The following is a 24,199-nucleotide window of genomic DNA, read 5'->3' on the forward strand; positions in this document are numbered from 1 at the left end:
ATGGAAAAAAATAAGTCTGATTTTAGTATTGAAGAAAAACATATTTTTGTTTGGGTGTTGGCAGCGGCCTCTTTAGCTTTTTTGTTGGTCATGCTGCCTTTTGCCGCCCCATTGCTTTGGGCTTGCGTTCTCGCCGTTCTATTTCACCCTATTAAAAAAAGACTATTGGGCGTTTTTCCAGGCCGAGAAAATATTTCCAGTTTGGTGACCTTGCTTGTTGCAATACTCGTTGTCGTTATACCTGTGGTGTTTATTTTAAGTTCGGTAATTGGTGAGGCGACCAACCTTTTTCGTAAATATGAATCAGGTGAAATCAACGTTAGTGATTATCTTGATAAAATCACGAGCGCATTTCCTATCGCACAAGAAAAGGCGGCATCGTTCGGATTTGATTTAGATGATATTAAGGAAAAGCTAAATAGTTTTCTCGCGTTTGGGGTAGATTTTATCGCGAAACAATCCCTTTCCATTGGTCAGAATACGCTAGGTTTTTTTCTGAGTGTTGGTCTCATGCTATACCTCGCGTTTTTCATGTTGCGTGATGGTAAAACTATAGTCGCTTGGATGAAAGTTGCTTTTCCTTTAGACGATGCAAGAGAGACATTGTTGCTGGCAAAATTTTCGGAAGTGACGCGTGCGACAGTGAAAGGGAACTTAGTGGTTGGTTTGGTTCAGGGAGCTTTAGGTGGCGGGATCTTTTGGGTTTTAGGTGTTCAGCCGGCGCTGCTCTGGGGCATGGTTATGGCAATCGCATCACTCATTCCTGCAGTTGGAACCGCACTGATCTGGGCTCCGGTCGCGATATATTTGTTGGCTATAGGGGATTACATCCAAGGCATCTCATTGATTGCATTCGGCGTGTTAGTAATCGGTATGGTTGATAATATTTTGCGCCCCATTTTAGTTGGACGCGACACAAAATTACCTGATTATATTGTGTTGTTATCTACTTTGGGTGGTTTAGCATTAGTTGGGATTCACGGTTTTGTAGTAGGGCCATTAATAGCTGCGTTATTTTTTGCTTTATGGAACATGTTTATTTTGGAGTTTAATCCAGAAGGTGTATCGCATTTAAAAATAGGCGAGACTGATTCAAAAGATTCAAAGCGTACTGACGATCGACAAGAGAGTGATGATCAAGAAGCGCAGGACTGCGCTGATATAGAATCGAAGGATTTAAAACCAAAAAATTCAGAACTCGGAGCTAGCGAAACTGATTCAGAAAAATAATCTTGCAGCACTTGAGTTAATATTTTTTGGTTGATTCCGGCGTTTGACAATAAAAGGGCTCGCCATTATTTCTGCCGTGAAAAGCATATTCCCGGTCATTGGCAATTAATATGATGCGATAACCAGGAATCAACGCCTGAGAATACACTCCCTCTGGTTGCGGACAACCCATAGCGCCATTATTCCAGGTCACCTCTTCCTCTGTTTTAACAGTGATCTCAGCATCAGTACCAATAATTTTTTCTAGTAAGCCCTTCGCTTGTGCTGCGAGTGCAGAGTCTATGTCGGGCTTGGGCCCAGAGGCTAATATCGGAGCGCTGAGTAAGAGGCTGCATAGTAATGCTCGCCGAACGTTCTTTCGATGGCGCGAGAATTTTGGCCCTGGTGAGTTTTTACTATTTGGTAACGATTTCACAGTCTATCTTCCATTCGCGTTCAGGCCATTGAATGACAACTTGATAGCTGAGTTTGACCTCGTTGTTTGATATAAATTCACATGAAATATCAGTTTTCAAGAAACCTTTTAATTTGTCATGTTGTCTCATCCTGAGCCTAGACTTTGTGATCGAATGCCATAACTGGCAAGCGTAAGGTAAATATTTTTTAAGTCAATTTCAAGGCTATGAATTCTAGCGTGAGGCGATATAGAATTGTCGCTACTCAGAATACTTTTCGCGCTGCAAGGCTTGTAGACCGTACCTACAAAAAGGCTAATTGTGAAATGCGGTGGCTGATAGCGAAGAATACGCATTATAAAATAATTATTAGAACATCTGATTCACTCGATACTATTGATAACAATAAACATTGAATACTAACCCTGGAGACTTCTATGTGTGATGAAATAACCGAAAAAGATAATGAAAAATATTTTGCTCAACAAGGAAAATTTACGCGACGTGAATTCGGCGGTTTGGCAACGGCAGCGAGTTTGGCGGCACTGTTACCGCAGGTGGCGAATGCACAGACCGTTACAGAATCTGAGGTCAATGTAACGACGCCGGATGGCGTGGCAGATTGCTATTTTGTGCACCCTGCTAGCGGTAAGCATCCGGCTGTTATTGTCTGGCCAGACATCATCGGTTTACGACCGGCATTTAAAATGATGGGCAAACGTTTGGCGGAATCTGGGTATTCTGTACTCGTCGTCAACCCGTTTTATCGTGGTGCAAAGGCACCGGTGGTTCCTGAAGGCGCGAGCTTTCAAGACCCAGAGATTCGTAACAAGGTCCTGCCCATGGCCCGCAGTTTGACGCCAACTACTCAGGCAGTTGACGCTAAGGCATTTGTTGCTTATCTAGATGCGCAAGCTTCCGTAGATACCAGCAAAAAAATTGGTACAACAGGATATTGCATGGGCGGGCCTATCGTAATGAGAACGGCTGCCGCAGTGCCTGATAGGATCGGTGCAGGTGCGACCTTTCATGGCGGAGGTTTAGCAACGGATGCTGACAGTAGTCCGCATCTTCTAATTCCGAAAATGAAAGCACAGTTCTTAATTGCCATAGCCGTCAATGATGACGAAAATGATCCCGAAGCAAAAAACACCCTCAAGAAATCATTTGCTGATGCTGGCTTGAAAGCTGAAATCGAAGTGTATGAAGGTGCTATGCATGGGTGGTGTCCGCCGGATTCTAGGGTCTACAATCAAGAACAAGCTGAACGAGCTTGGAGTCGCTTGTTAGTATTGTTTGAAAATTCCCTAGCTTAGATCCACATTTAATGTACGTTCAACTGTCCGCTGATAGTATTCACAGCGGGCAGTTTTTCCTCTTGTTCTTCCTCTCTCTGTTTACCCTAACTGTCTGTAATCCAAATAAAATATTAGGGTTTTAAAAATTATTTTACTCTGAGTACATTTCAATCTGTCGCAAGTCGCCTTGTTTCAATCGATTAAGACCAGTAATATGCGGAGTCTTGGTCGCAATGAAAGGAATTGGGGCCCATTAAATTAATAGGAAAGGATAGCCAAGCAACGAGCTCTCAGCTGAATCATCGATGGATACACAAACGCCTGTTACACAGTTATTGTCGTCGTGGCGATCAGGGAATGATGAAGCCCTCCAACAATTAACCCCCATAATTTATCAAACTTTGCGTAGGCTAAGCGCGAAACATATTGGTGGTGAGCGAAACCCTACCATTCAAGCAACAGAACTAGTTCACGAAGCTTTCATTGATTTAATTGATGTAAAAGTTGATTGGCAGGATCGTGCCCATTTTTTTGCCGTTGCCTCACGTTTAATGCGACGCTTATTGATTGATCGAGCCCGTTCCCGCTTGCGAAAAAAACGCGGCGGCGATTTACAGTTAACGCAAATCGATTTAAACGAACTTCCTCAAGTAGAGACGGAACAAGAACTACTGGACCTAGATGGCGCTTTGATTCAATTAAAAGGCATTGATTCGCGCAAAGCAGACGTTTTGGAATTGCACTTCTTTGGCGGCATGACCTATCCAGAGATTGCGAGTAGCCTCGGCATCTCCGAGGCTACTGTTGACCGCGACCTACGCTTTGCGAAAGCTTGGGTCTACAATGAGTTGAAACCCGTTACAGAAGAAAAATAAAGTGCAGAAGAAAAATAGTAATGCCTTAGGCCAGGGCGCTTTTAAAACATTAGTATTGAATACTACTCGACACATCTCCTAATGGCGGTAACTTCTCATCACGTTGATGCTCTTCAATATCGCACTCTTTTAGTTCTTTCACCAATAAATCTCTAAAACCTTGGATCTTTAATTCGTTGGGGTGATTTTTAAAATCGTAAGTGACGTCGACCAGGTCTACGGTATTGTGCGGTTTGTAAAATAATTCATTAGTTAAATACGATTGAAATAAATCCCAGGGTTTAACCAATTTCTTAAAAAAACTATCTTCAACAACGACATCTTTTAAGGGTGGTTTAACGTGGATTCTAAATACGTTCCGAGTGGGTCCGGCTTGTCCAAAACCAAAATGGTCACCGGCGTGGGCGACGGACAGTGTCCAAATCATTTTTGCAACGGTTTTGATTAAAAGCTCGCGATTGCAGCTAACACGTTGAGTTTCAGCGTTTTCTTCGAGAAGGTCTTCTCGCATAGGAAACCCCGGAACCCATTCAGCAATTGATTCCCCCCATAAAGCGATGAGTTCCCAATTCCGACGAACCCCGGAGTTGTCATCGCTAAGATATTCCGCGGGTAGTGTTTCTTTAATAACTGAAGTGACGAACTTTAAGAAAATCTTATAATTTTTTTCTAAATAAACACCGTAACTTGTGTTCGGATATTTTGGTTCGGGATCAAAGCGGTAAACCGGAAAAGCATTGGGCTTTCCAGGCCGCCCCACGTAACCGTCTGGAATTAATCGTCGTGTGTACTTTCCTTCTGCAGCAAAAGGCGAATAAACAACCCAGTTGGTTCGACTCAATAAAGAATAGGTTCCTTCTAACACGGCGTTGTTGACTGCCAAGGACAGGCGAAGGTGCGGATGAAACAAGCGAAACAATGGGTGCTGGGTAGGCAAAATCGATTTGGTAATAGCGTTTACCGCATCGTGAGGAAAGTGCAACAAGCCATGTTCCGTCATATTGATGCGATGTACAGCGCCTTGTAACACGTAGTACTTCGCAAGTTCCCAACGATTTTTATCTTCCTTCGATAGCTGCGGATCAACATAGTCGGGAACGAGCGTGTCGGCAGTGTCATCAATCTTTTTAAATTCCTCATCGCATTGATAAATGTGTATGGCAACGGCTTGGTAGTCGGGGTAATTGTTGCCATTGGAATTGGGCAAAATTTTAAATAATGCGATCGTGGGAGCAACATAAGTATCGGGATAAGTTTTATGAACAATCCATTCCATGCCGCTAAAATCCATTTTTAAATATAACTCAGGTTTGGTTTTTATCTCAGGGATTCTTTCTTCAAATAACGATGCATCACCTTTATCTAGTTCGCATAGAAATTTGCTGTACATGCCGTTGGTGATATGAGCATTGAAATGCTCATCATTGAATTTGTCGTATTGCCCTTTGGATTTTACGTAAGCCCACCATAAACCGGGGATAAACCGCGTTGCAATAATCCACATATACATACGGGAAACATTTTTTTTCCAATCTTTATGTTCGGCTTGCGGTAAGTTGCAGACTTCAGCAAACTCAGATAAGGGTCTCCCTGGAGATGGCGTTGGCCAAGGCCCGTTGCTGCCGTATAACAATTCTGTTTCATAGTCGACGACATCTTTACGAAAGTAAGACCACTTGGGTCCGCCATCACGCATCTTTTCTTGGCCGTGAATGCCGAGGTTGCCGTCGATTTGCGATTTTGTATTCATTTTTTTCGCCCTTTTTCTCAGTATTATCTGTTCTGCTTTGCAAGGTTTTCTATCTGCTGCGCCGCAACATCGAGTATTGGTTGGCTAGAGTATTCACCGCTTTTTTTAACCTGAAGTAAGCCTTCCTCAAGTTGTTGTTTAGCGCTGTCTATTTCCCCCAGCTTTAAATATGACAAAGCGAGCATTCCAGACCAGGTACCTAAAAATATTTCTGTCCCCATCGCTTTGTAAGCGAGAATACTTTTATGCAAGGCGTTGATTCCTTGTCCAGTTGAGCCTTGAGAGAGCAACAGAATGCCTTCTTGAACGGCACCCAATAATTGAAATACGAAAGTACCATGTTCATCGCAGAGCAATCGGTTTTCATCTATTAATTGTTTTGCAATGTCGAATTGTTGCTGACGAATACGAATGTGTACGGCAAATCCCAAAGCAAACGAAAGAGAGAGGGGGTGATTTGCTTTGCGCCCTATTTCTACAGCGTCGTTACTTAATTGCAGTGCTTTATCTGGGTTGCCCATCGCCTCTGCGACGATGGCATAAAAGCTATAGATAACAACCGCTGGTTCTTGGCCATAAATACGAATATGTGCTTGCGACATTGAGCTCGAATAATGTTTTAACGCCGTATCAAAATCTATTTTCGCTTGTTCTATTTGACCTATAAACATTGCTGTTGTACCCGAGGTCATGTGGGCCTCAACTCTTAGATCATTCGAGTTACTTTGCTCAGCGAGATCACACATTTTTTTGCACAGAGATAATGCCTGTTGATGGCGCGCGCGCACACAATAATTCGCCCACAAGCCTACCATCGACGGAAATGTAAGTTCGACGCACTCTAGTTCTTTGCCTAACTCCAAGGCGCGAGCGTGAGATTTTCCCGCATCTTCGTCGGCATAGCCATTTGTCGCGCTATAAGCAGGTCCGAGTATCATGTGAAATTCTAATTCAAGTCGGTCGACATCAACTGAGTGCTCTATATATGCTAAGTCGGCTAAACCGCGCTTGCATAAACGAATAGTTTCGATGATGGCGTAATTTCGTTGTGCATTTTTTGCGGCGTTTAACCACCATGTACACGCTGAAGAATATTCTTTCGCTAAAGAATAATTCGTGGCGATTTGCTCAGCGTTTTCCACGTTATCTTGTGTAGTAGCATCGCTAAGCACCGTTGCTAGCGTGTGATGTAGAGGGATTTGCTGAGCGTGAGGGAGAGAGCTATACAAGGCGTCTCGGATTAAAGCGTGTTTAAAACTGAATTCAGAATCGTTGGATCGGAAGATAATGTCGGATTCCGTTAATTTGATTAATTCCTGCGATACCGAGTTTTTGTATTCGGGTAGCAATTCAATTAATAGGTTTTCTTTGAAAGTGCGTCCTATAACAGCGGCAGCTTGCGCGACTATTTTGGAACCGCCTAAATAATCGAGTCGAGAATGCAAGATGTCTTCAAGGCTCTCCGGCGTTTCACTGTGCGTTAATTCGGCACTACCACCGCGCATCTTACCGAGTAGCATTTTCACATACTCTTCAATAAATAAGGGATTGCCAGCAGTCTTGGTTAAGATCAAACCTTCTGTTTCATCATCGAGTTGTGTCGTTCCGCTTAGATCGTGAATAAGGTCTTTTGAATCTACCTTGCCTAAATTTCGCAATGAGAGTTGAGTGAGCACGCTATAGGATCGCCAGCGATTAAACAATTCAGGTCTGCCGGTGAGTATTAACATAAGCCCAGAAGGCAGTGGCGATGACAAAAGTGTGTCGAGCCATTCAAGCGTGCTAGCGTCAGCCCAGTGTAAATCTTCGAACACAAATAAAATTGGTGATGTGCTACAGAGTTTTCTCAACAGTAGCTCAGCAGATTTGTAACTTTGATTTTTTAAAGACTCAGGCGATTGTTGAAGTCCGAGGTCATCAGGGTTTTCTACGGATAGCCCTAATAGCCAAGACCAAGTGTTTGTTGTTTGTTGATCGTTGATGCCCAGTTTTTTAAAAAATGCCTTAATACTCTGGTGTGATATACCCTCGCTGCTTTCTTCGTGGTTGACGACCAAGGACTTAAATCCTTGGATAATTGGGTACAGAGCGGTGTCTTGATGATTGGGGTCACAGGCACATTCTAAGAGTTGATATTTCGACTTCATGCTCAAAGAATTTTGTAATTCATGCACTAGCCGACTTTTACCAATCCCCGCATCACCCGTTATTAAAATCGCACGGGGCTCTTCCTCCAAAGTGTCACGCCAAGCCGACTCGAGTAAACCCAATTCATGGTATCTACCCATCAAGCGAGAATGGTAATGGATGTGCCGTTGGACAAGTTCATGTTCACTGTAGTGTTTATCTAATAAAAACAAAGACTCGTCTTGATACTTTTTCTCTTGCCAAATATTTTCTTCACTCAAGGATTTTCGTAAACGATTATTGGCTGAAGCGCTAACAACAATCGGAGAGGGGGGGTGGAGGTCAAGTAGCGGCGCCAGGCTACCGGGTATGTCGCCGGACAACTGACGATTACCGGTTTTGAAATCATCATGTATGACGACGGGAGCATTATGTACCGCGATGGTAGCAATAATATCTTCGTAATTACTGTCGTTAATACTGGCGATTTTTAGGGCGCAAGATATCGCGCTATCAGCGGCGCCTTCTCCCAATTTTGGATAACCGAAATAAGCGAAGAGTAAATTATCTCGTTGATGACTCACAACACCATTAGATTTTTTAATTGCGCGCTTAATTTTTTCTATTATGTCTTCCTGATCTTTCGTTAGTCGAATGCCCATTGCAATGATTTTGCGATATTCGCTAAACGTTTTGCTAGTAATGTCTTTGGCGTTTGATGAACTTTCTAGATAGTTAGGTCGGTAGTCAAACTGATTTGTATCATGAAGACTGCGCAATATAGCGTTCAACTCAGTCATCAATAATTCGCAGCTATGAAAACGCCGCTGCTTATCCAACTGTAAGCAGCGAGCAATAATCTGGTCAAAACGATTGTGCAGAGGTAAGTTTTTGCTTTCGAGCTGGCGGGCCGAACCGTTAAAAATTTGATACATAATTTCAGCGGCATTTTCACCAGCATAGGGACGTTGACCGCTTAACAATTCGAACAAAAGAACGCCTAAAGACCAAATGTCTGAGCGCTGATCAATCATTGAGCCACTGAATTGCTCCGGTGACATATAAGAAAAGGTACCTATAACTTGGCCCGTTTGCGAAATATCCTTTCCAGAAATCTTGGCGATTCCAAAATCAACGAGTTTTGCTTGCATATTGTCGCTGACAATAACATTAGCGGGTTTTAAATCTCGATGATAAATCCCCTTGCTGTGGGCGGTGCACAAGGCATCACAGAGCTGAAGCATTATCGTTACAAGCTGGCCAATAGTTAAGGACTTGTCTTGAATGAGTTCGGCAAGATTTTTCCCTTCACAGAATGCGGTGACGATAAATAATTGTTCGTCATCTGTCTCCCCGATCTCAAATACTTCGCAAACATTGGCATGATTTAAACGTGCGGCCGCCATCGCCTCATTAATAAAACGTTGTTTATCTGACTCGTTATTCGCGCGTAAGCTCGATAAGAATTTAATCGCAACATTACGCTGTAGCTTCTCGTCAAACGCTTTATAAACAACACCCATACCACCTTCACCCAGTCGATCAAGCATACGATAGTGCTCAATGCGCTCCTGAGGAACTTCATTAATCAGTGGATATAAATGCTCAGACAGCTGCGACAAGAAATTTTCCGAGTCCCCGTCGGCGTGCAATAGAGCCATCACTTGCCGTTGTAGTCGTTTGTCACCATTACAGCGACTTTCGACATAACTCGATCGAGCAGTTGGATTTTGTTCTATGGCCTCGGAAAATATTTCCTCGACGAGTTTGAATTGTTCCATGGTGATCTATTTATATTTAGTAGTTTGGCTGGATAGTATGCGTATTTGGCGCCGTACTACAATAGTTTTGAATACCTTATTGCGGAATAAAATTATTTTTGATCGCTATGAGGGGATTGATCCCTAAATGACGCATAGTGAAGATTGTGTCGAAGAAACCGACAAAGATTTACCGTGGCGACCCGATTCGAGCCTAGCCAAGGTAGCTAAGGAGCGTGCTTTGCCCGCGTGCATTTCCCGTAGTGAATACGCCATTCAGATATGGAAAGGTAATTTTTTTCGTTTTTCTAAAACTCTTTGAGGGGATTTCATTCTCGATGCCGCTTAGTTGATTAGAAGTTAGATATTTTACTTATCTATCGGCGAGATGCGGTAGCGCTAGGTTACCAGCATAAATTAACAACTGAGTACTTTTTACAAATAAACGGTAACAAGAGAGGATGTTATGACAGACGTATCGGATCAGCAATTAGGTCAAGCACAGCAAATCGGACAAGAAATACGCGAAGCGTTTGAAGCGCTAAAGCGCCCAGAGAATAAAGGTAAGGATGTGTTCGAGCTCGCACCCAAAAGTTTTCAAGACCGTTTAAGCGATGCGGAAGAATCGAAATTGAAAAGTGATATCGCTGAAGAAGTTGAAAAACACAATGAAAAATCGAAGCTTTTGGGCGGTAGCTTTGGTTGCTCGGTTTGTACCACTTTGACATACAGCGCACTCGTGGCTGCCTTAGGCGCTTCCGTCATCGCGTCGGGTGGAATGTCTATCCCAGCAGTACTAGCGGCGTCCGGTTATTCGATGGCGGGTCTGGCGACGGTAATTGCTGCGTTAACGGGTGTATCGGCAGGCGCGATTACCGCCATGCTGACGGGCGCGGGCGTGACTTTGGGTGTGTTGGTGATTGGATTATGCGAAGCAATGGGACATTGCTAGCGCAAAAATTTTTACTTATTCAAGAGACTTACGTTCAAGAGATCCTCGTTTAAGAGACTCCCGAGTAAAAATAAAAATTTGATTTAACTAAATGCCGATAAAGTTCAAGGAATTATGGATGCGATAAAATTTCGGCATGTATGGATAGCAACAAGGGCACAGGGATGTTCTTATTGTTAAGTTTTACTCCACCTTAGAATCCCTTTTAGCCCACTCAGTATTGAGTGGGCATTTTTTTGAATGTTAATTTATTTCAAGCCCGGAATTGGGAACTGGCGACAGAGGTTTTTAACATGACTCGCAATGGTCTCCAATTGTTCCGGCTTATCACGATTTTTGATTGCTGCCACCATCCAAGCGGCAATTTTTTTCATGTCGGCTTTATTCATACCGCGAGTGGTAGCGGCAGGTGTGCCGATTCGAATGCCACTCGGTCGTAAGGGGGGAAGGGGATCGTCAGGGATAACTTGTTTGTTAGTGGTAATGCCCACCGCATCCAGAACCGCTTCGGCTTTATTGCCATCTATACCGAAACTATCGATAGTATTTACAACCAATAGATGATTTTCAGTCCCCCCGGTAATTAAACTTACTCCCGCATCACTTAAGCTCGTAGCGAGTTGCTGCGCATTGTCGAGTATGTCCTGACTATATCGTTTAAACGCAGGTTCACTGGCTTTCAACAAAGTAAATGCAGTAGCGGCGACTTGATTCATGTGAGGGCCGCCTTGTAATCCTGGAAATACCGAAGCATCAATTTTTTTCGACAAGTCCTGACTAGATAAAATAATCCCGCCACGAGGTCCGCGCAGGGATTTATGAGATGTTGTTGTCATCACATCGAAACCGGCATCAAGGGGATTGTTCATGACATTGCCCGCGACCAGGCCACCAATGTGGCTGACGTCTGCCATCGTAAAAGCGCCACATTCGTCGGCGATATTTTTAAATTTTAGGTAATCTAAATCTCTTGGGTAAGAAGAATAACCACAAAGAATTAATTTTGGTTTTCGCGTTAAGGCCAGTTTGCGTAAATGATCGAAATCTATTTCACCACTACTCGGATCAGTTTTGTAGCGTACAAAATCAAACAATCTTCCCATATGAGATACCGGCGCACCGTGGGTTAAATGTCCGCCGTGGGATAGCTCCATCGCCAGTATGGTGTCGCCGGGTTCTAGTAGTGCGAGATAAACCGCTTGATTCATCGGTGATCCCGACAAAGGTTGGACATTAGCATGCTCCGCGCGAAATAACTTGCAGGCGCGCTCTCGCGCTATGTCTTCAATGTTATCGGTAAATTCTTGACCACCGTAATAGCGTCGGCCGGGGTACCCTTCTGAGTACTTGTTAGTAAAAACTGACCCTAATAAACCGAGCACTTCGGGATAGGTATAATTTTCAGCGGGGATCAATTCAATCCCATCTTGTTGGCGTTGTTGTTCGCCAATCAATGCGGAGTAAATTGCGGGATCGTTCTGTTTTAAAAGGGAATAGTAGTCTACAAAAGAGTTATCGCTCATGGGCGCTCTCCTTAATTAAGTTAAAAGGAAAATGCCCAGGCGATCGGCTAGAAAACTGTCATCACTGACATTGTTGTGCTCCCTAGTGGTTTACCACTCGCTCTATATTCAAACCGCTAGGGTTCTGATGCTAGAGTTTTCGCCAGTCACACAACGCGGGAAAGGTTAACGGAGTAGCTGTACTTTCGCAAGCACGACGTTAAATATTTTATGACCAGTATCGTGCGCATGTTCAGTTGCGGTGGTTAATTGTTAAAAGTTTCTTTGAGTCACACCTTCGCTTAAATTTTGATATAAGATAAGAATAATTTTAAGTCATTAGGAAGTTATTGATTTTGCTCGATTTCAGTCAGTTTTCAGTCGCTATTTATTCTCTCCCCTTGATTACTGCTCTAATTGGTTGGGTAACTAATTACATTGCGATAAAAATGTTATTCCATCCACGTAAACCAATAAAATGTTTGTTTTTCGATGTGCAGGGAATTTTGCCGCGTCGTCAACCCGATATTGCGGTTCAGCTAGGTAAGATCGTAGCCGACGATTTATTGTCTTCCGATGACCTGGTGTTGCGACTAACCAATCAGCGCAGTCGGGAAATATACGAAGAGTATATTAATCAACAAAGCGAAACGTTTATTCGCGATAAACTTCGTCGTGTTGGTGTTGTGTCAAGGCTGTTGCTGCGATCGCAAACCTTAGCAAAAATAAAACTTGCCTTCGCCGATGAGTTGATGGAGCAGTTGCCAAGTCTCGTCGAAAGATTAACCTTAGCAGATAGTGGATCACTCGATGTACAACAATTGGTAGAAGAAAAAGTCCGCAATTTCTCCAGTGATCGTTTAGAAAAAATTCTCTATGATATCTTAGCGAAAGAGTTTCGATTTATAGAAATACTCGGCGCAGTTTTGGGATTTGTAATTGGATCATTACAGTTAACTTTTATACTTTTGTTTAGTTAGCCGCTAAGAGGTATGCATTGACCATAAACTTAGTAAATTCTAAAGGTTGGAAATATTCTTATGAATAAAGTAGCCATGGTTACTGGTTCAAGCAGATGTTCCTCAGCAAGATCGAGCAAAAAATTTATTTAGTTGTTTCTAATGCTCATCTGGATCGAAAAATATTGCGCATTAATTTATTTTTAACAGTAGGCCTATAAACAATAAGTGATGAATACTTCTACGTATCAAAGTTTAAAATTACAAATTGTAGATTTTATTGGCTTGTCTAAGGACGCCATACACATTCATATTGGCCTTGCAGTGTTTGTTGCAACGATTATTTTGTGGAAAAAAGCTAAGGTCACTCCTATTTGTCTTATCCCAGTCTTACTTTTGGCTATGGGTATGGAGTCAGTAGATCTATACGATGACTATAAATCAGTAGGGTATATGCGCTGGTCAAACAGCATACATGACATGATAAACACATTATTTTGGCCTGTTTTTATTGTATTATTTTTTAAATTTAGACAAAGAAGAGATAGGAGTAAACATTAATGACGGCTATATCTTCGTTGGAATATGCTTACTTGGTGGCTTAATCTTCTATTCCTATTGCTTTTTTGGTAAAGCCAGAAGCTAAATAGTATTTCGATAAACTTGGAAAAAATATATGCCTGCTAAGATCCCTTCTTATGGCGTTGCGGATAGTTCATATAATGCGGCTGGTGGATTGGCTGGTCTCACTAAGCTTGTTGACTCATTCTATAATTATATGGATTCGTTACCCGAAGCTAGAACGATTAGAGCTATGCATAAATCTGATCTCGATGTATCAAGGAAAAAGCTTACATATTTTTTGTCTGGATGGTTGGGTGGTCCAAAACTATATTCGGAAAATTTTGGCGGCATCAATATTCCTGCCGCACATAAACATCTGCCTATTGGGCATAGTGAAGCAGAGGCATGGATTTTATGTATGCAAAAAGCGGTAGAAGAACAACCTTTTGAAGAAGAATTCAAAATTTATTTGATCAAGCAGTTGCGAGTCCCCGCTGAAAGTATTCGGGTCGCATGTAGTAGCTAATGAATACTCTTTATTTTTTAGATTCGCTGCGTCTCGTAAGAGGCCTTCGCCACTTACAGCAAGCCAATAATAATACTGCTCAAGTTATCTGGCGCTCCAGCTTCCAAGGCTTCATTTAAAAATCCTTGATTGATCTTGTCGATATTCTTCTCTTGTAAAAACATCTGTATTTTCTGATCAGAGAACACTTTTGTTATTCCATCGGTACACAATAAAAATCTGTCATCTTCATAAATGTAATCTTGGGTATAGTCGATGTAAGGGATTTCATCGATACCTATCGCTTGGGTGAGCACGTTTGATTCTGGGCAGGTTTCGATCTGATCGGCACTTATTCGGCCTTGTTCAAATAATTCGTAGGCTTCAGTGTGGTCTTGCGTCAGGGGTTTGATGATGTTTTCACGAAGCAAATAACAGCGGCTGTCGCCGGACCAGAAGCAGTGGTATTTATCACCTTCCATGATTAATAATGTAACGGTGCTGCCAACAATACTTTCTTCATCTCGTTGTCTGGCGTAATTGAATATTTCTAGATTAGCGGCTTTGAGAATATCGGGAACTTTGTTGACTAGATTCATGCCGTTGAAAGCTAAACCGGCTTGGTATAAGTGGCCAATAATACATTGGCTGGCATAATCCCCCGCCTCATGTCCACCCATACCATCAGCTACCGCCCACAATCCGGCTTTGGGCATCGCGACTAAGGCATCTTCATTTTTTTTTCTTATGGTGCCGGTATGAGTTAGGCTACTGGTCTCAATATTTTCAGTTACTATTGGCATACAGTTTTGTAATCTTCCTGATTTTTACAACTCAAATTCTGTAGAAAATAATTCTTACAAAATCGCTCTTAATTTTCTGTGTCGCTAAGAATCAATTCTTGGGACCATCCCCATTTTTGCCAATCGCCGTCTAACATTGCTGCGAATTGTCCCGCGTCCGGTAGATCTGCGCTGATAATAAGACAGGGGTCAACCTGTTCCGAACCCTCGGTCCACCACAAACTATGATTTCCTAATAGCCGTTTGTAAGCGTTTGCCAATAAACTTAAAGCGAGATTATTTGCGCTGCAGTTTTCGGGTTTCATGATTGCTTGATTACGATTATTGCTGTGAACAGAAGACAAGGCTTGGTATTTTGGCATGGCCTCGAATCGAGCTGGTTCAAGGGCTTCAAAATGCCCAACGAAATCTGAATAAGGTACGTTTTCATTCAATGCATGCAGCGCAACGTTTTCTAGCGATTGGTACCACTCTTCGCCATGTAAGTTTGCGGCCCATACTTGGTGGTTACCAATATGCGCGATACTTAAAGGGAAATAGCGTCCAACTTCGTCCACGCTGGGCATGAGTACTCCGCTAATCGCTTGCGAAGTAATTATGTTAGGCATAATCGCGAAGCGCCACACGGGACTGGTAAGGTAATAGTCTAACCAAGTATCACCGAGCTGTTCTTTGCTGACGCTCAGTGACGACTGCAGCCAGCCGTGCCAATACTCGGTAAATTCTGTGGGTAAATGGTGACTGATAAAATCTGCTTGCTGTGGAATTTTTCCGAACATGCCGCAGCTTTCTGAATCAGGTTGTTTGTCCATAAGAATATTTACAAGCGATCCGGTAGCGTAAGGTTTTGAAGATCTTTATTGCCGAATGGGTTGAAGGCGCTTTGCGGCAACAAATCATATTCGGCTTTAACGCTGTTGACGTAAAAAGTGAGTTTTATTGCGTCGCTATTATTTTGGTTTTCTTGCTTGGCATGATTGTCCAAAAGGCGAAACCAGCTCCATTCACCTTCTGCTCTTGCACTAATCGGTGTGCCGCCACTGGCTAGAGTGAAGGTGATTTTTGAAAGCTCCCCGTCGGAACCGGGCCATGTAAGTTTTGTTGTTGTGGGTGGGCCATTGTTGTAACGGAGAGAATTACCCCCGGTTTCTAACAGAAAACCAATTACTACACCATCGAGCGCGTGAGGGCGGAGTGAGAAATTAACTTCTGGCGATGTCGCGGATTCGCTAAAGTAGGCCGTATTAATTCGTTGCGCTCGTTCAAAGAATCGTAATGAGCTTTCGGCTAAACCAATATTTTTTTTCCAACGCCATGGAGTTTGGCTACTGTCGACAAAGGGCTCGATATTGGTGCGAAAGTATTCTTGAATTATTCCTTCGGGGCCAAAAAACTTTGTGAAGTCGGCGCGTTTGATATCGCGGTCTGACTTTGGATTTATTGGGTATCGGTCTTTTAAAGCCTGGTTAAAGAAACTTAATACATCGGTTTGCCAAACATTGTTCATGTGGCCTTGTGTGGCCGCTGCAGTTACGCGATTGGTATCTCTGGTAATAGAATTAAACCACTGTTGAATTTCTCGTGGAGATTCCGCTATCGCTCTGCGTACTGTCGTTGTTGAGCTTGATCCTTCTTCGGAGTCTAAACTAGATTGGAACGCTGCTTGCTTTAAGTTGCCAGCAAAAGCTAGCGTTTGAAAATATTCATTTAGGCCTTTGAGTGATTGTTGCAATTGTTGTAGCGGTAAACCGTCATCGAGATTGATATAGGTGTTAAGAGCGTCAAAGTTTTCTGTTACCGCATGGCCAGGCAGACGGATACTGCTAATGCTGAGAGATTCAGGTACTAAGCGTTCGAGGCGATCTTTTTTATTTGAGGTTATCTGGCTATTAATATTGCTAGCGAGTTCTGTCGTTGCGCCGGAGACGGCAGGGGCTTCGCTTAATGCCGTATTCTTACGGATACTCTCGAGTACTTTTACTAGCGGCGTATCGGAACTTGCCAGCAAGCGCAACACGGCTTGGCCGCGATTCACCGTGCTAAACGATTTTATTTGTAGATCTTCAATTAGAGTTTCCCAGCGTGCATTGTACTCATTGAAGTATTGCTCGTTAACACTTTCGGTAATTCTTTCTATTTCTTCTTCGCCCAGAGGCTCAAGAACTGAATCGCCGTAGATCCATTGTTCTTTGGCAAGATCTTGGGCCAAGGTTTTATTTTGAACGTTAAATCCGGTGTGGAATCCTTGGTAAGTAAATAAAGTTGGAATGCCTTCGCTTAGGGGTTTTCCGCTAGGACGATAAAAAATGACTTCGGCTTTTTTTCCTAATACGTCTTGAATGCTGTACTGATCCTTGTTCTGACTTAAATAATCATTCTTTAAATGCCGATATACTCGCTCTTCGAGGGGAGTGCGGATGAGTATTTCTCTTGCTCTGTCGACAAGTTGTTGATCAATTGGAGTGGGCGCCACTTGATTATTGAGAGCATTGATTAGATGGACGTTTAAGTGCTCACGCAAAACTTGATTACTGTCACCGGGAAGAAGGCGCGCCCATAAAACATTAACCCAAGTAACGAAAGTTTCCTGATCCATTTTTTCGCTATAATACTGCATTAAATAAAACTTTAGTGCTTCATATAAACGTTCGTCATCATTTTTGGCAGCACTGATTTGTCGGCTTAACATCTCCCCTAAATCATTCATAAAAAACGATTCGAGTGATTTTAGATAAGTAAGCTGTGCCTGTGAACCGAGTTTGTCGCCTTGATAAAGACCGAGACCCTGTTGTATTGTTTTACGATTGCTGCCTTCGTCAAAGCCGGTGGTTAAGCCTTTCAGCTCATTCAGTCCGGCGGCAAGAGTTAACCAATCGTGATCGTTTTCTAAACCATCGTTGGTAACGTTTCTATATTGTTGTACTTGCTGATCTAAGTTTTCAATATAGCTGTTGTTTAGACGGCGGCTGTTTTCCCAAGCTACCAGCATACCCGCGAAGGCGAAGGTGGATATAGCCAAGGCACCGCGATAAATCCACTGGTAACGATGTTTCGCTTTCGCGTTGACAGTTGCCATATTCGCTTCTGGAAAAATAATTTCATTCAATAGCTTGTTAACAAAAAATGTTTTTGGTTCTTTGCTAACAATGTCGACGGGAGGCGCGCATTGATCTGTTGGTAAAATCCCTGATACCCATTGTGAGGCCATATTGGTTTGTGTGCTGCTAACAAAATACACGCCGCGCAGTAAAAAAGGGGTTTCAAATTGATTGGGTATAAAAATATTAGTTAGAAACTCATGCAGTTGTTTGCGCAGCGAATGCATTTGTCGAGGAAATTCGTAGGCTAGAGTACGACGCTGTTGGTTTTTTTCATGGTTAAGTCGATTGAGAACGCGGCTATTAATACGTTGCATAAGAATATCGTATTCTTCATTGAACCGGCCCAGTAAATCGCTAGTTTTTTCTGCGCGGGTATCGGGAAAAGTGAAACCCCAAGCTTGTTTCAGTTCATCTTGTTCTAAATCTGCGAAGAAGCTGTTGAATCCCGCTACCATGTCGGTTTTGGTGAATACTACATAGACCGGTAGTTCCATCCCAAGGTGATTATTTAGCTCTTGAATGCGCTGTTTAATAGCTGTGGTTTGAATCCCTTTTTGCGTGGCAGTTTTTTGTAGCACGTCCTGCATGCTAATGGTCAGAATAATGCCGTTAAGCGGTCGTTTAGTCCGCATTTTTTTCAGTGAACTTAAAAACCCTAACCAAGCACGGGTTTCAACTTTTTTTGGATTATCTTGGCTGGTATAGCGCCCGGCGGTATCAATTAGTATTGCCTCGTCGGTAAACCACCAATCACAGTAACGAGTGCCGCCAGCTCCCTGAACAGGCTCGTCACCGAGCTTACTGCGTAATGGAAAATGTAAGCCGGAGTTTTTTAGTGCTGTGGTTTTTCCTGATCCTGGTACACCGATGATCATGTACCAAGGAAGTGTATAGAGTTTTCCCTTTTTGCCGACTTTGGAGCTTTGCAACATCCTAATTGCATCGTTTAGTCGCTTTGCTAGCACTTCTTCATCTTGAGTTTTTGCCTGATCATTTTTATTCTTCTTCGAATCTTTCGTTTCTTGCGTTTCTTCCGTCATCAGATTTTTTGCGAAGGCTTGTTCCGTTTTTTGACTTTTGTTTCTCACCCTCAAATTATTTAATCCCCAGATAATAAATATGGTGAAGATAGTCGCAAGGCGAATATTCTCGGAAGCAAGAGGTTTGTATTCGGCTATGGCGATTAATGGCCCGATAAACCAAATTATTAGAGACAATAAAATTATCCCCAGCAATGCTAGTAACCATCCCTGGCTTATGAATGTGAAAAACCTTCTCACCGCTTCCTCCAATTATCAAATTATCTTGCAGCCAGATGTGGCTCAAGTACTTACAGCAAACTATTATTTTCGTGAAAAATATCTATGACTACGCGGCGATTTTTAGCGCGACCTTCCACCGTGCTGTTATCTGCTAGGGGTAAACTCTCGCCTTTGCCTTCAGGTAATAATCTTGCTTGCAAAGCGGCGGCCTCATCAATGTAACGAACCACGGCGCTCGCTCGGGCGAGTGAAAGATGCCAGTTAGAGGGGAAGCGTGGTGTTCGAATGGCTAAGTTGTCGGTATGGCCGGAAACGATTATCCGTCCGGGAATAGCTTCGAGTGCTTTGGCGATTTTGTCCAATACTGGGAAAAACGCTTGATCGATGTCAGTACTGCCGGAATCAAAAAGTTCATTGGAATGCAAAACGATTGAGGTGTGGGTCCGATAGTCGTCAACGCTGAGTATCCCGCGGTCAATTTCATCGCTGAGTAGGCGTCGTAAAGTAATCGCTTCTTGTCGTGAGCGATTTTCAGGTAATTTCGTTTCTTCTTGGACTGGAATTAAATTAACTAATTGATCACGGCTTAAATCGGAGCGCTTATTCAAATCAATTAACAGATAATTAAAAATTCCAAAAGCCGCCAAAGTCAGCGTGGCGACAAAGAGCCACAAGGGTAAGAAACTGTGTAAGCGATTTTTTAAACTATTTGCGGGTTTTGTGTGAATAGAGAGCTCACGTTGATAACGTTCACGACTTTGATTGAGTACATCGTAGATTCGGCTGCGAATCTGTTCTGCTTTTACCGCTCCTTGCGGGTCGATGCGTAGCTTACCCAGAAAGCCCAAAGACAAACTCAGATAAATAAGTTCTATTAGCTCGTAGTAAAGTGTTGGCGACAACATCGCATTGTCGAGGATGGCATAGACCTTTTCGCCACCGTAGGTCTCTTGATGAAATTGACTGAGCATAGGCTTTTGGCTCCATGCGCTATTTTCTCCCCATGGGGTATTGAGTACGGTTTCATCTATGAGCGAGCACACAACATATGAAGCGTTACTGCGAACCTCAAGGTCTTCAATAACGGTTTTTAATTGCAGTTGAAATCGGCTAATAAGCTGCGTGACGTGTTGACGCAAAGAGTAGATATCGACTTTGCCGTCAAGCTGACGCAGTTGAGGTGTTAATGACAACAAGGAACTTGCGGCATCAATTAGCGGAGATTGTTTAAGTACCTCGGCAGAATTTGGCGCTTTTAAATTAAGCATTATATTCAGCGTACGCGCTTTCCTAGGTTTAATAACGGTGTTGTCAGCGCCATCGCTAAACGTTTGAGGGGAAGTCTTGTTGCCACCTGGGCGAGGCCTTGGTTTTATTACAGTTTGATCGCTCAGATCAGAGTTGCTATCGGGATTTCCGCGAGGAGAGGATGTTCGACCGCCCGGACGGGGCTTGATAACGGTGTTGTCTTCGTATTCCATGTCGAGTTCATCCTAGAATCAAATTTCGAATCTTTTTGGGAAAATATTTTCTTATGCTTACGTATATGTTTTTGTTAAAAAAAAGCTAGTAATAGTTGGTAAATATCGATGGAAAATAATATCAATCGAAAATTAAAAATAAACTATGAACGAATCGCCCAAAACTCGATTGCGAGTTGCGGTAGTTCACCAGCGATGTGAAACGCAAAACCACCTGACGTTTTTAATTGCTGCCATTGTTCGCTATGGCTATCTAGCTCGAAGTAAACATAACCTGCGTGATAAGGGATTTCTCTCGGTGCAACTGGAAGCGCGGTCAGGGTTACGCCGCTCAATTGGTTGTTAACCAAATCGCGGATGGTTTCCACTGAACCAATTTTGATATGGCTGGGTAAATGGTTGCGCAATTGATCTGTAGGTAAGTCCGCATTAATAGCAATCACAAAGCGCGCTTGAGTCATCAAGCTGCGATCGTTAATTCGTGATACGTGAATTCCGTATTGACGTTCTTCAACGGGAAGAGACACGGCAGTTTGTTCGAGCACTGCACTGAGGTGTCTACCGAGATGATCCATTAGCGGCTGAAAACATCTGTATAAATCGTCGTGATCGTAATTCTCTGTTTCCAGCGGCCTTTTACCGGTTGTGGTAAAGGTCGCGAGTTCGCCCATTAAGCCGAGTAACTCAAAATATAAGAATTCGGGATGAACAGATTGTGCTGATTTCAAATGCTGTAATCGCGGTTCATAGCGATTAATTAATTGCAACAACATAAAATCGGCAATAGCTGAGGAGCCGCCCTCTTGATTTGATGCGATAAAGCGATGGGATAAAGCATCACCTCGTTGTTGCAGTAGGCCAATTGTATCTGCCAAATAGTTACTTAATTGTAGATTTGCGTCGACGTTTAAACTTGGTGGGATATATTTTTTATCGAATATAATGGCGCCTTCCTGGGTGACTTCCAAAATTCTCGCAATCGGTAAGCAAAAAAAACCGCCCAAGTCTTCGCTTTCCAGCGCTAATCGAAATTGTAATGTCGCACTTTCAACTTGTTCGACATTATTGTTATCACTGCAATAATCAAATACTTCGATCTGTTGTAAGCGATAACAAGCTATGCTGTCATTTTGGGTTTGAGTTTCAATATAACGTGATCCAGGTTGATAGAGCGGTAGCACCAAAAAAACCAATTGGTTTTTGACTTGCGAAGACAGTTTAACCGGAATTGGTAAAGGCGCGCTGTTTGGTAAGTCGAAAGGGCAGCCGTCGGGCATGATTCCTTTTGCAGAGCTAAGTGCAACCCTGCCATCGCTTAACAATGAACCGTCAATTTTAATATCTGAAAATCCCCAAACATAAGGCCGAATCGCACTGGCTCGCTGTTCTATTCTTGATTCAATGTAACGTTCTTGTTGCTGAAAGTGATGAGGATAAAGATATTGGCTTTCCATCCATGCAACTTTGTTGTTCTTAACCATGATTATTTTCCGTTATTTCTTCTTTATCTTTTGTTTTTAATAATAGTTCGACAAAAACATGTCGAATGTTTATGAATCAATTAATGTTCGTGAAACCTTTATTGTATTAACCCTCTTTTTCGAGGGTTACCGGTGTGATTTGGTACTTCATCTGGAATCTTTTCTGGGGTCAAAGCTGAGTTTTGATCCTCTTGTTTTTCAATTACTTTGCCGTCAATAATGGCGTTAGGGCCAAGACTAATATCATGTTTGTAATGGCCATAAGGTTTTACGGCATAAATATGTTTCCAACGTGCCGTATCGATGTTCCTATAAGCGGCTAAAACTGCGACGAACGAAGTCTTATTTTTCAAATCTATCTGATGTTCTAATGTTTCCTTGGGTTGAAGAATCAGGATTTTGCTCGAGAGTAATTCATCACTCAGTAAGGTTTCGCCATTATTAAAAAGGCCGTCGAAATCTTGATTGTCAAAAGTCGTTCTTGAAGACAATTCATAGACTTTTAACTGGATAGGTGAAGGCTTGTCATTACCATCCGGATTTAGTCGTGCGCTGGCGTGAAAGGTTAATCGGTCATAAGGTTTCCAAACTTTGCTGGTAGTAGCGCAAGATGAAAGAGAAAAGAGAAATAATCCGACTGAAAAATAAGTGGAAAATACTTTAAAATACCTAGAAGTTATCGATAAATAAGTATTTTTTTTCAAACTAGGAAACATTGCGTTTTTTCTTCATTCTTTTTGCGTGAGCCATTAACATTTTTCCTTCAAACTGCTTGCCGATTTCGAGAGAAATCTTTTTGCAAAGTAGTTCCCAGCTGTCTTTGTAATAGCTCCAGGTCTTAGAGTTTTGTGACAATTTGTTGCTAATTTGTTTGATCGATAGCTGCCCACGGCTGTCAATAGTTTGTTGTCGTAACTGGGCCTCTTCTATTGCATTTGGTGATAGTCTTTTCATTACGTTTTCAATGGCGAATTGGATTCCAGAGTTAATGTCTTTTTGATCATCAATAATATCTTTATAGCTCTCTGCTAAGTTGTTTACGATGTTGTTCTGCGCACGATTATGCGGATCCAACAGTGTGCTAATAAATGAGTCTATTGTTTCGATATGACCTAGTGGGTCTGCATCTTTTTGTCTGTCGACGGGCATAGCATCGAGACATAAATCATTTTTTGCCGCCTGAAGAACTTTCCGCGTCATCATTAAGCCGTTAACAGCAATACGCAAAGATCGACCTATCAATTCCATGGTTTCTGGCGTGATCTGCTCGGCACTCGTTTCTTTATTGGCGCCCATGCCCTTTAGCAGCTGTGTAATTAATTTTGTTTGATGATTGGTGAAGCGCAGTGTGTTGCCGCGTTCGCTGATATCACTAGGGGTTTTCGAAGGTGTACCGAGATTGAAGTCCGTATCCCAATTTTCTGGGATGGCGGCTACGGGAGGAATAAAGCTATCTCCTGGTGTACCGAAACCTATTTTTGTTTTTTCTGGAATAATTTGTTTTTTGTTTATTTCTCGAACGTTCTCAGAAGAATCAACAACTTGCATCTTAGGAAGGTGACCGCTCACGTTGCTTGCGGAGTCAATCGGAGGCATTAAGATATCTTTTTCACTGGTTTTTTTGGCGAGTGCAATTTTATTTTTGCTAGAAAAGAAAAGTTCTTCTTCAGTGAGTGCTTGTAAAGTGTAATTACCAATACGAATTAGATCACCGTGATTGAGGGTGCAGCTCAGGTTTTGACCAACAGGATCTTCACTTGTGTTGATAAAAACGCCATTAGAACTCAAGTCTTGTATTGAAAACTGTTCACCTTGAAAAAAGATTTTCGCGTGCACTCGAGAAACAATTTTTTCATTACAATCAAGGACTAAGTCGCATTTAGAATCGCGACCTATACTCCCGCCTTGCTGATCAAAAAATTTTCGCCGAGGTTCAGCCGAAGTGGCTTCCTGAAGATTTATAAACACTAATTCAAGCTTCATATCCATGTTCCATGCTATTACTTTACAGCGCTTAGGCCAATCATTGGCCAACTCTTTCGCCTGCATTGGTAATAAGGAGGATAATTTAACTCATCAACTTCGGCCTTAGCAAGAAGCTTGTTAGAGAAAAAATAGTTACTGTTTTTTTGGGATTTGGTTCAAAGAATCGAA

General features: G+C 42.5%; 19 protein-coding genes and 1 riboswitch. Of the genes, 8 read left to right on the forward strand and 11 right to left on the reverse strand.

Going from position 1 to position 24,199, the window contains the following annotated elements; translation table 11 throughout:
• Entirely contained in the window at window positions 1–1,230 is a 1,230-nt protein-coding gene (locus ACYUCY_RS15910) for an AI-2E family transporter (protein WP_460227512.1), read from the forward strand.
• A 16-nt stretch (window positions 1,231–1,246) separates the two neighbouring features.
• On the opposite strand, the gene ACYUCY_RS15915 is transcribed toward ACYUCY_RS15910, so the two are convergent.
• Window positions 1,247–1,645: a hypothetical protein gene (locus ACYUCY_RS15915; RefSeq protein ID WP_460227513.1), complete on the reverse strand. Its 399-nt coding sequence runs from the start codon at window positions 1,643–1,645 to the stop codon at window positions 1,247–1,249.
• A gap of 417 nt (window positions 1,646–2,062) precedes the next feature.
• Here ACYUCY_RS15915 and ACYUCY_RS15920 point away from each other — a divergent pair, with 417 nt between their 5' ends.
• Complete coding sequence (locus tag ACYUCY_RS15920; protein WP_460227514.1) at window positions 2,063–2,941, forward strand: dienelactone hydrolase family protein; 879 nt, start codon at window positions 2,063–2,065, stop codon at window positions 2,939–2,941.
• A 287-nt stretch (window positions 2,942–3,228) separates the two neighbouring features.
• Window positions 3,229–3,798, forward strand: coding sequence for an ECF-type sigma factor (locus tag ACYUCY_RS15925; protein ID WP_460227515.1), 570 nt, complete (start codon window positions 3,229–3,231; stop codon window positions 3,796–3,798).
• A 49-nt stretch (window positions 3,799–3,847) separates the two neighbouring features.
• Here ACYUCY_RS15925 and ACYUCY_RS15930 read toward each other — a convergent pair whose 3' ends face one another.
• Together ACYUCY_RS15930 and ACYUCY_RS15935 are read right to left on the reverse strand one after the other, a co-directional pair.
• A complete protein-coding gene (locus ACYUCY_RS15930) occupies window positions 3,848–5,548 on the reverse strand; it encodes a hypothetical protein (RefSeq protein WP_460227516.1) in 1,701 nt (566 codons plus the stop codon).
• A 23-nt stretch (window positions 5,549–5,571) separates the two neighbouring features.
• Window positions 5,572–9,456, reverse strand: coding sequence for a protein kinase domain-containing protein (locus tag ACYUCY_RS15935; RefSeq protein ID WP_460227517.1), 3,885 nt, complete (start codon window positions 9,454–9,456; stop codon window positions 5,572–5,574).
• 127 nt (window positions 9,457–9,583) lie between these two features.
• On the opposite strand from ACYUCY_RS15935, the gene ACYUCY_RS15940 reads away from it, so the two are divergent.
• Window positions 9,584–9,757, forward strand: a complete 174-nt coding sequence (locus ACYUCY_RS15940; protein ID WP_460227518.1) for a hypothetical protein — start codon at window positions 9,584–9,586, stop codon at window positions 9,755–9,757.
• Window positions 9,758–9,901: 144 nt separating this feature from the next.
• Entirely contained in the window at window positions 9,902–10,387 is a 486-nt protein-coding gene (locus tag ACYUCY_RS15945; protein ID WP_460227519.1) for a hypothetical protein, read from the forward strand.
• 248 nt (window positions 10,388–10,635) lie between these two features.
• Here the strand turns inward: ACYUCY_RS15945 and ACYUCY_RS15950 are convergent, their stop codons facing one another.
• Window positions 10,636–11,910, reverse strand: coding sequence for a serine hydroxymethyltransferase (locus tag ACYUCY_RS15950; RefSeq protein ID WP_460227520.1), 1,275 nt, complete (start codon window positions 11,908–11,910; stop codon window positions 10,636–10,638).
• Window positions 11,911–11,936: 26 nt separating this feature from the next.
• A riboswitch (ZMP/ZTP riboswitch) is annotated at window positions 11,937–12,070 on the reverse strand.
• 175 nt (window positions 12,071–12,245) lie between these two features.
• Between ACYUCY_RS15950 and ACYUCY_RS15955 the strand changes: the two genes are divergently transcribed.
• The 3 genes from ACYUCY_RS15955 (at window position 12,246) to ACYUCY_RS15965 (ending at window position 13,938) form a co-directional block, all read left to right on the forward strand.
• Window positions 12,246–12,869 (forward strand): DUF445 domain-containing protein, encoded by a 624-nt coding sequence (locus ACYUCY_RS15955; protein ID WP_460227521.1) that lies wholly within the window; start codon window positions 12,246–12,248, stop codon window positions 12,867–12,869.
• Between the two features lie 210 nt (window positions 12,870–13,079).
• Window positions 13,080–13,409: a hypothetical protein gene (locus tag ACYUCY_RS15960; protein ID WP_460227522.1), complete on the forward strand. Its 330-nt coding sequence runs from the start codon at window positions 13,080–13,082 to the stop codon at window positions 13,407–13,409.
• A gap of 115 nt (window positions 13,410–13,524) precedes the next feature.
• Window positions 13,525–13,938: a group II truncated hemoglobin gene (locus tag ACYUCY_RS15965; protein ID WP_460227523.1), complete on the forward strand. Its 414-nt coding sequence runs from the start codon at window positions 13,525–13,527 to the stop codon at window positions 13,936–13,938.
• 53 nt (window positions 13,939–13,991) lie between these two features.
• Here the strand turns inward: ACYUCY_RS15965 and ACYUCY_RS15970 are convergent, their stop codons facing one another.
• The 7 genes from ACYUCY_RS15970 to tagH form a co-directional block, all read right to left on the reverse strand.
• Window positions 13,992–14,720, reverse strand: coding sequence for a PP2C family protein-serine/threonine phosphatase (locus ACYUCY_RS15970; protein WP_460227524.1), 729 nt, complete (start codon window positions 14,718–14,720; stop codon window positions 13,992–13,994).
• A gap of 68 nt (window positions 14,721–14,788) precedes the next feature.
• On the reverse strand, window positions 14,789–15,532 hold the full coding sequence (gene tagF, locus ACYUCY_RS15975; RefSeq protein WP_460227525.1) for a type VI secretion system-associated protein TagF: 744 nt from the start codon (window positions 15,530–15,532) through the stop codon (window positions 14,789–14,791).
• An 8-nt stretch (window positions 15,533–15,540) separates the two neighbouring features.
• Entirely contained in the window at window positions 15,541–19,101 is a 3,561-nt protein-coding gene (tssM, locus tag ACYUCY_RS15980) for a type VI secretion system membrane subunit TssM (RefSeq protein ID WP_460227526.1), read from the reverse strand.
• 50 nt (window positions 19,102–19,151) lie between these two features.
• Entirely contained in the window at window positions 19,152–20,564 is a 1,413-nt protein-coding gene (gene tssL / locus ACYUCY_RS15985; RefSeq protein ID WP_460227527.1) for a type VI secretion system protein TssL, long form, read from the reverse strand.
• A gap of 143 nt (window positions 20,565–20,707) precedes the next feature.
• Window positions 20,708–22,045 (reverse strand): type VI secretion system baseplate subunit TssK, encoded by a 1,338-nt coding sequence (gene tssK, locus ACYUCY_RS15990; RefSeq protein ID WP_460227528.1) that lies wholly within the window; start codon window positions 22,043–22,045, stop codon window positions 20,708–20,710.
• A gap of 98 nt (window positions 22,046–22,143) precedes the next feature.
• Window positions 22,144–22,761, reverse strand: coding sequence for a type VI secretion system lipoprotein TssJ (tssJ, locus tag ACYUCY_RS15995; RefSeq protein ID WP_460227529.1), 618 nt, complete (start codon window positions 22,759–22,761; stop codon window positions 22,144–22,146).
• Window positions 22,751–24,028 (reverse strand): type VI secretion system-associated FHA domain protein TagH, encoded by a 1,278-nt coding sequence (gene tagH, locus ACYUCY_RS16000; protein ID WP_460227530.1) that lies wholly within the window; start codon window positions 24,026–24,028, stop codon window positions 22,751–22,753. The genes tssJ and tagH overlap by 11 nt, the downstream gene beginning before the upstream one ends.
• Window positions 24,029–24,199 lie beyond the last annotated feature (171 nt).

Source organism: Aurantivibrio infirmus, assembly GCF_054767315.1.

Excerpts from the sequence above, each read along its gene's own strand:
- ACYUCY_RS15930 (WP_460227516.1), bottom strand. The coding sequence starts at position 5,548 with ATGAATACAAAATCGCAAATCGACGGCAACCTCGGCATTCACGGCCAA.
- ACYUCY_RS15965 (WP_460227523.1), top strand. The coding sequence starts at position 13,525 with ATGCCTGCTAAGATCCCTTCTTATGGCGTTGCGGATAGTTCATATAAT.
- tssJ (WP_460227529.1), bottom strand. The coding sequence starts at position 22,761 with ATGTTTCCTAGTTTGAAAAAAAATACTTATTTATCGATAACTTCTAGG.
- ACYUCY_RS15920 (WP_460227514.1), top strand. The coding sequence starts at position 2,063 with ATGTGTGATGAAATAACCGAAAAAGATAATGAAAAATATTTTGCTCAA.
- tagF (WP_460227525.1), bottom strand. The coding sequence starts at position 15,532 with ATGGACAAACAACCTGATTCAGAAAGCTGCGGCATGTTCGGAAAAATT.
- ACYUCY_RS15945 (WP_460227519.1), top strand. The coding sequence starts at position 9,902 with ATGACAGACGTATCGGATCAGCAATTAGGTCAAGCACAGCAAATCGGA.
- ACYUCY_RS15960 (WP_460227522.1), top strand. The coding sequence starts at position 13,080 with ATGAATACTTCTACGTATCAAAGTTTAAAATTACAAATTGTAGATTTT.
- ACYUCY_RS15935 (WP_460227517.1), bottom strand. The coding sequence starts at position 9,456 with ATGGAACAATTCAAACTCGTCGAGGAAATATTTTCCGAGGCCATAGAA.
- ACYUCY_RS15940 (WP_460227518.1), top strand. The coding sequence starts at position 9,584 with ATGACGCATAGTGAAGATTGTGTCGAAGAAACCGACAAAGATTTACCG.
- tagH (WP_460227530.1), bottom strand. The coding sequence starts at position 24,028 with ATGAAGCTTGAATTAGTGTTTATAAATCTTCAGGAAGCCACTTCGGCT.
- ACYUCY_RS15950 (WP_460227520.1), bottom strand. The coding sequence starts at position 11,910 with ATGAGCGATAACTCTTTTGTAGACTACTATTCCCTTTTAAAACAGAAC.
- ACYUCY_RS15925 (WP_460227515.1), top strand. The coding sequence starts at position 3,229 with ATGGATACACAAACGCCTGTTACACAGTTATTGTCGTCGTGGCGATCA.
- tssL (WP_460227527.1), bottom strand. The coding sequence starts at position 20,564 with ATGGAATACGAAGACAACACCGTTATCAAGCCCCGTCCGGGCGGTCGA.
- ACYUCY_RS15970 (WP_460227524.1), bottom strand. The coding sequence starts at position 14,720 with ATGCCAATAGTAACTGAAAATATTGAGACCAGTAGCCTAACTCATACC.
- tssK (WP_460227528.1), bottom strand. The coding sequence starts at position 22,045 with ATGGTTAAGAACAACAAAGTTGCATGGATGGAAAGCCAATATCTTTAT.
- ACYUCY_RS15910 (WP_460227512.1), top strand. The coding sequence starts at position 1 with ATGGAAAAAAATAAGTCTGATTTTAGTATTGAAGAAAAACATATTTTT.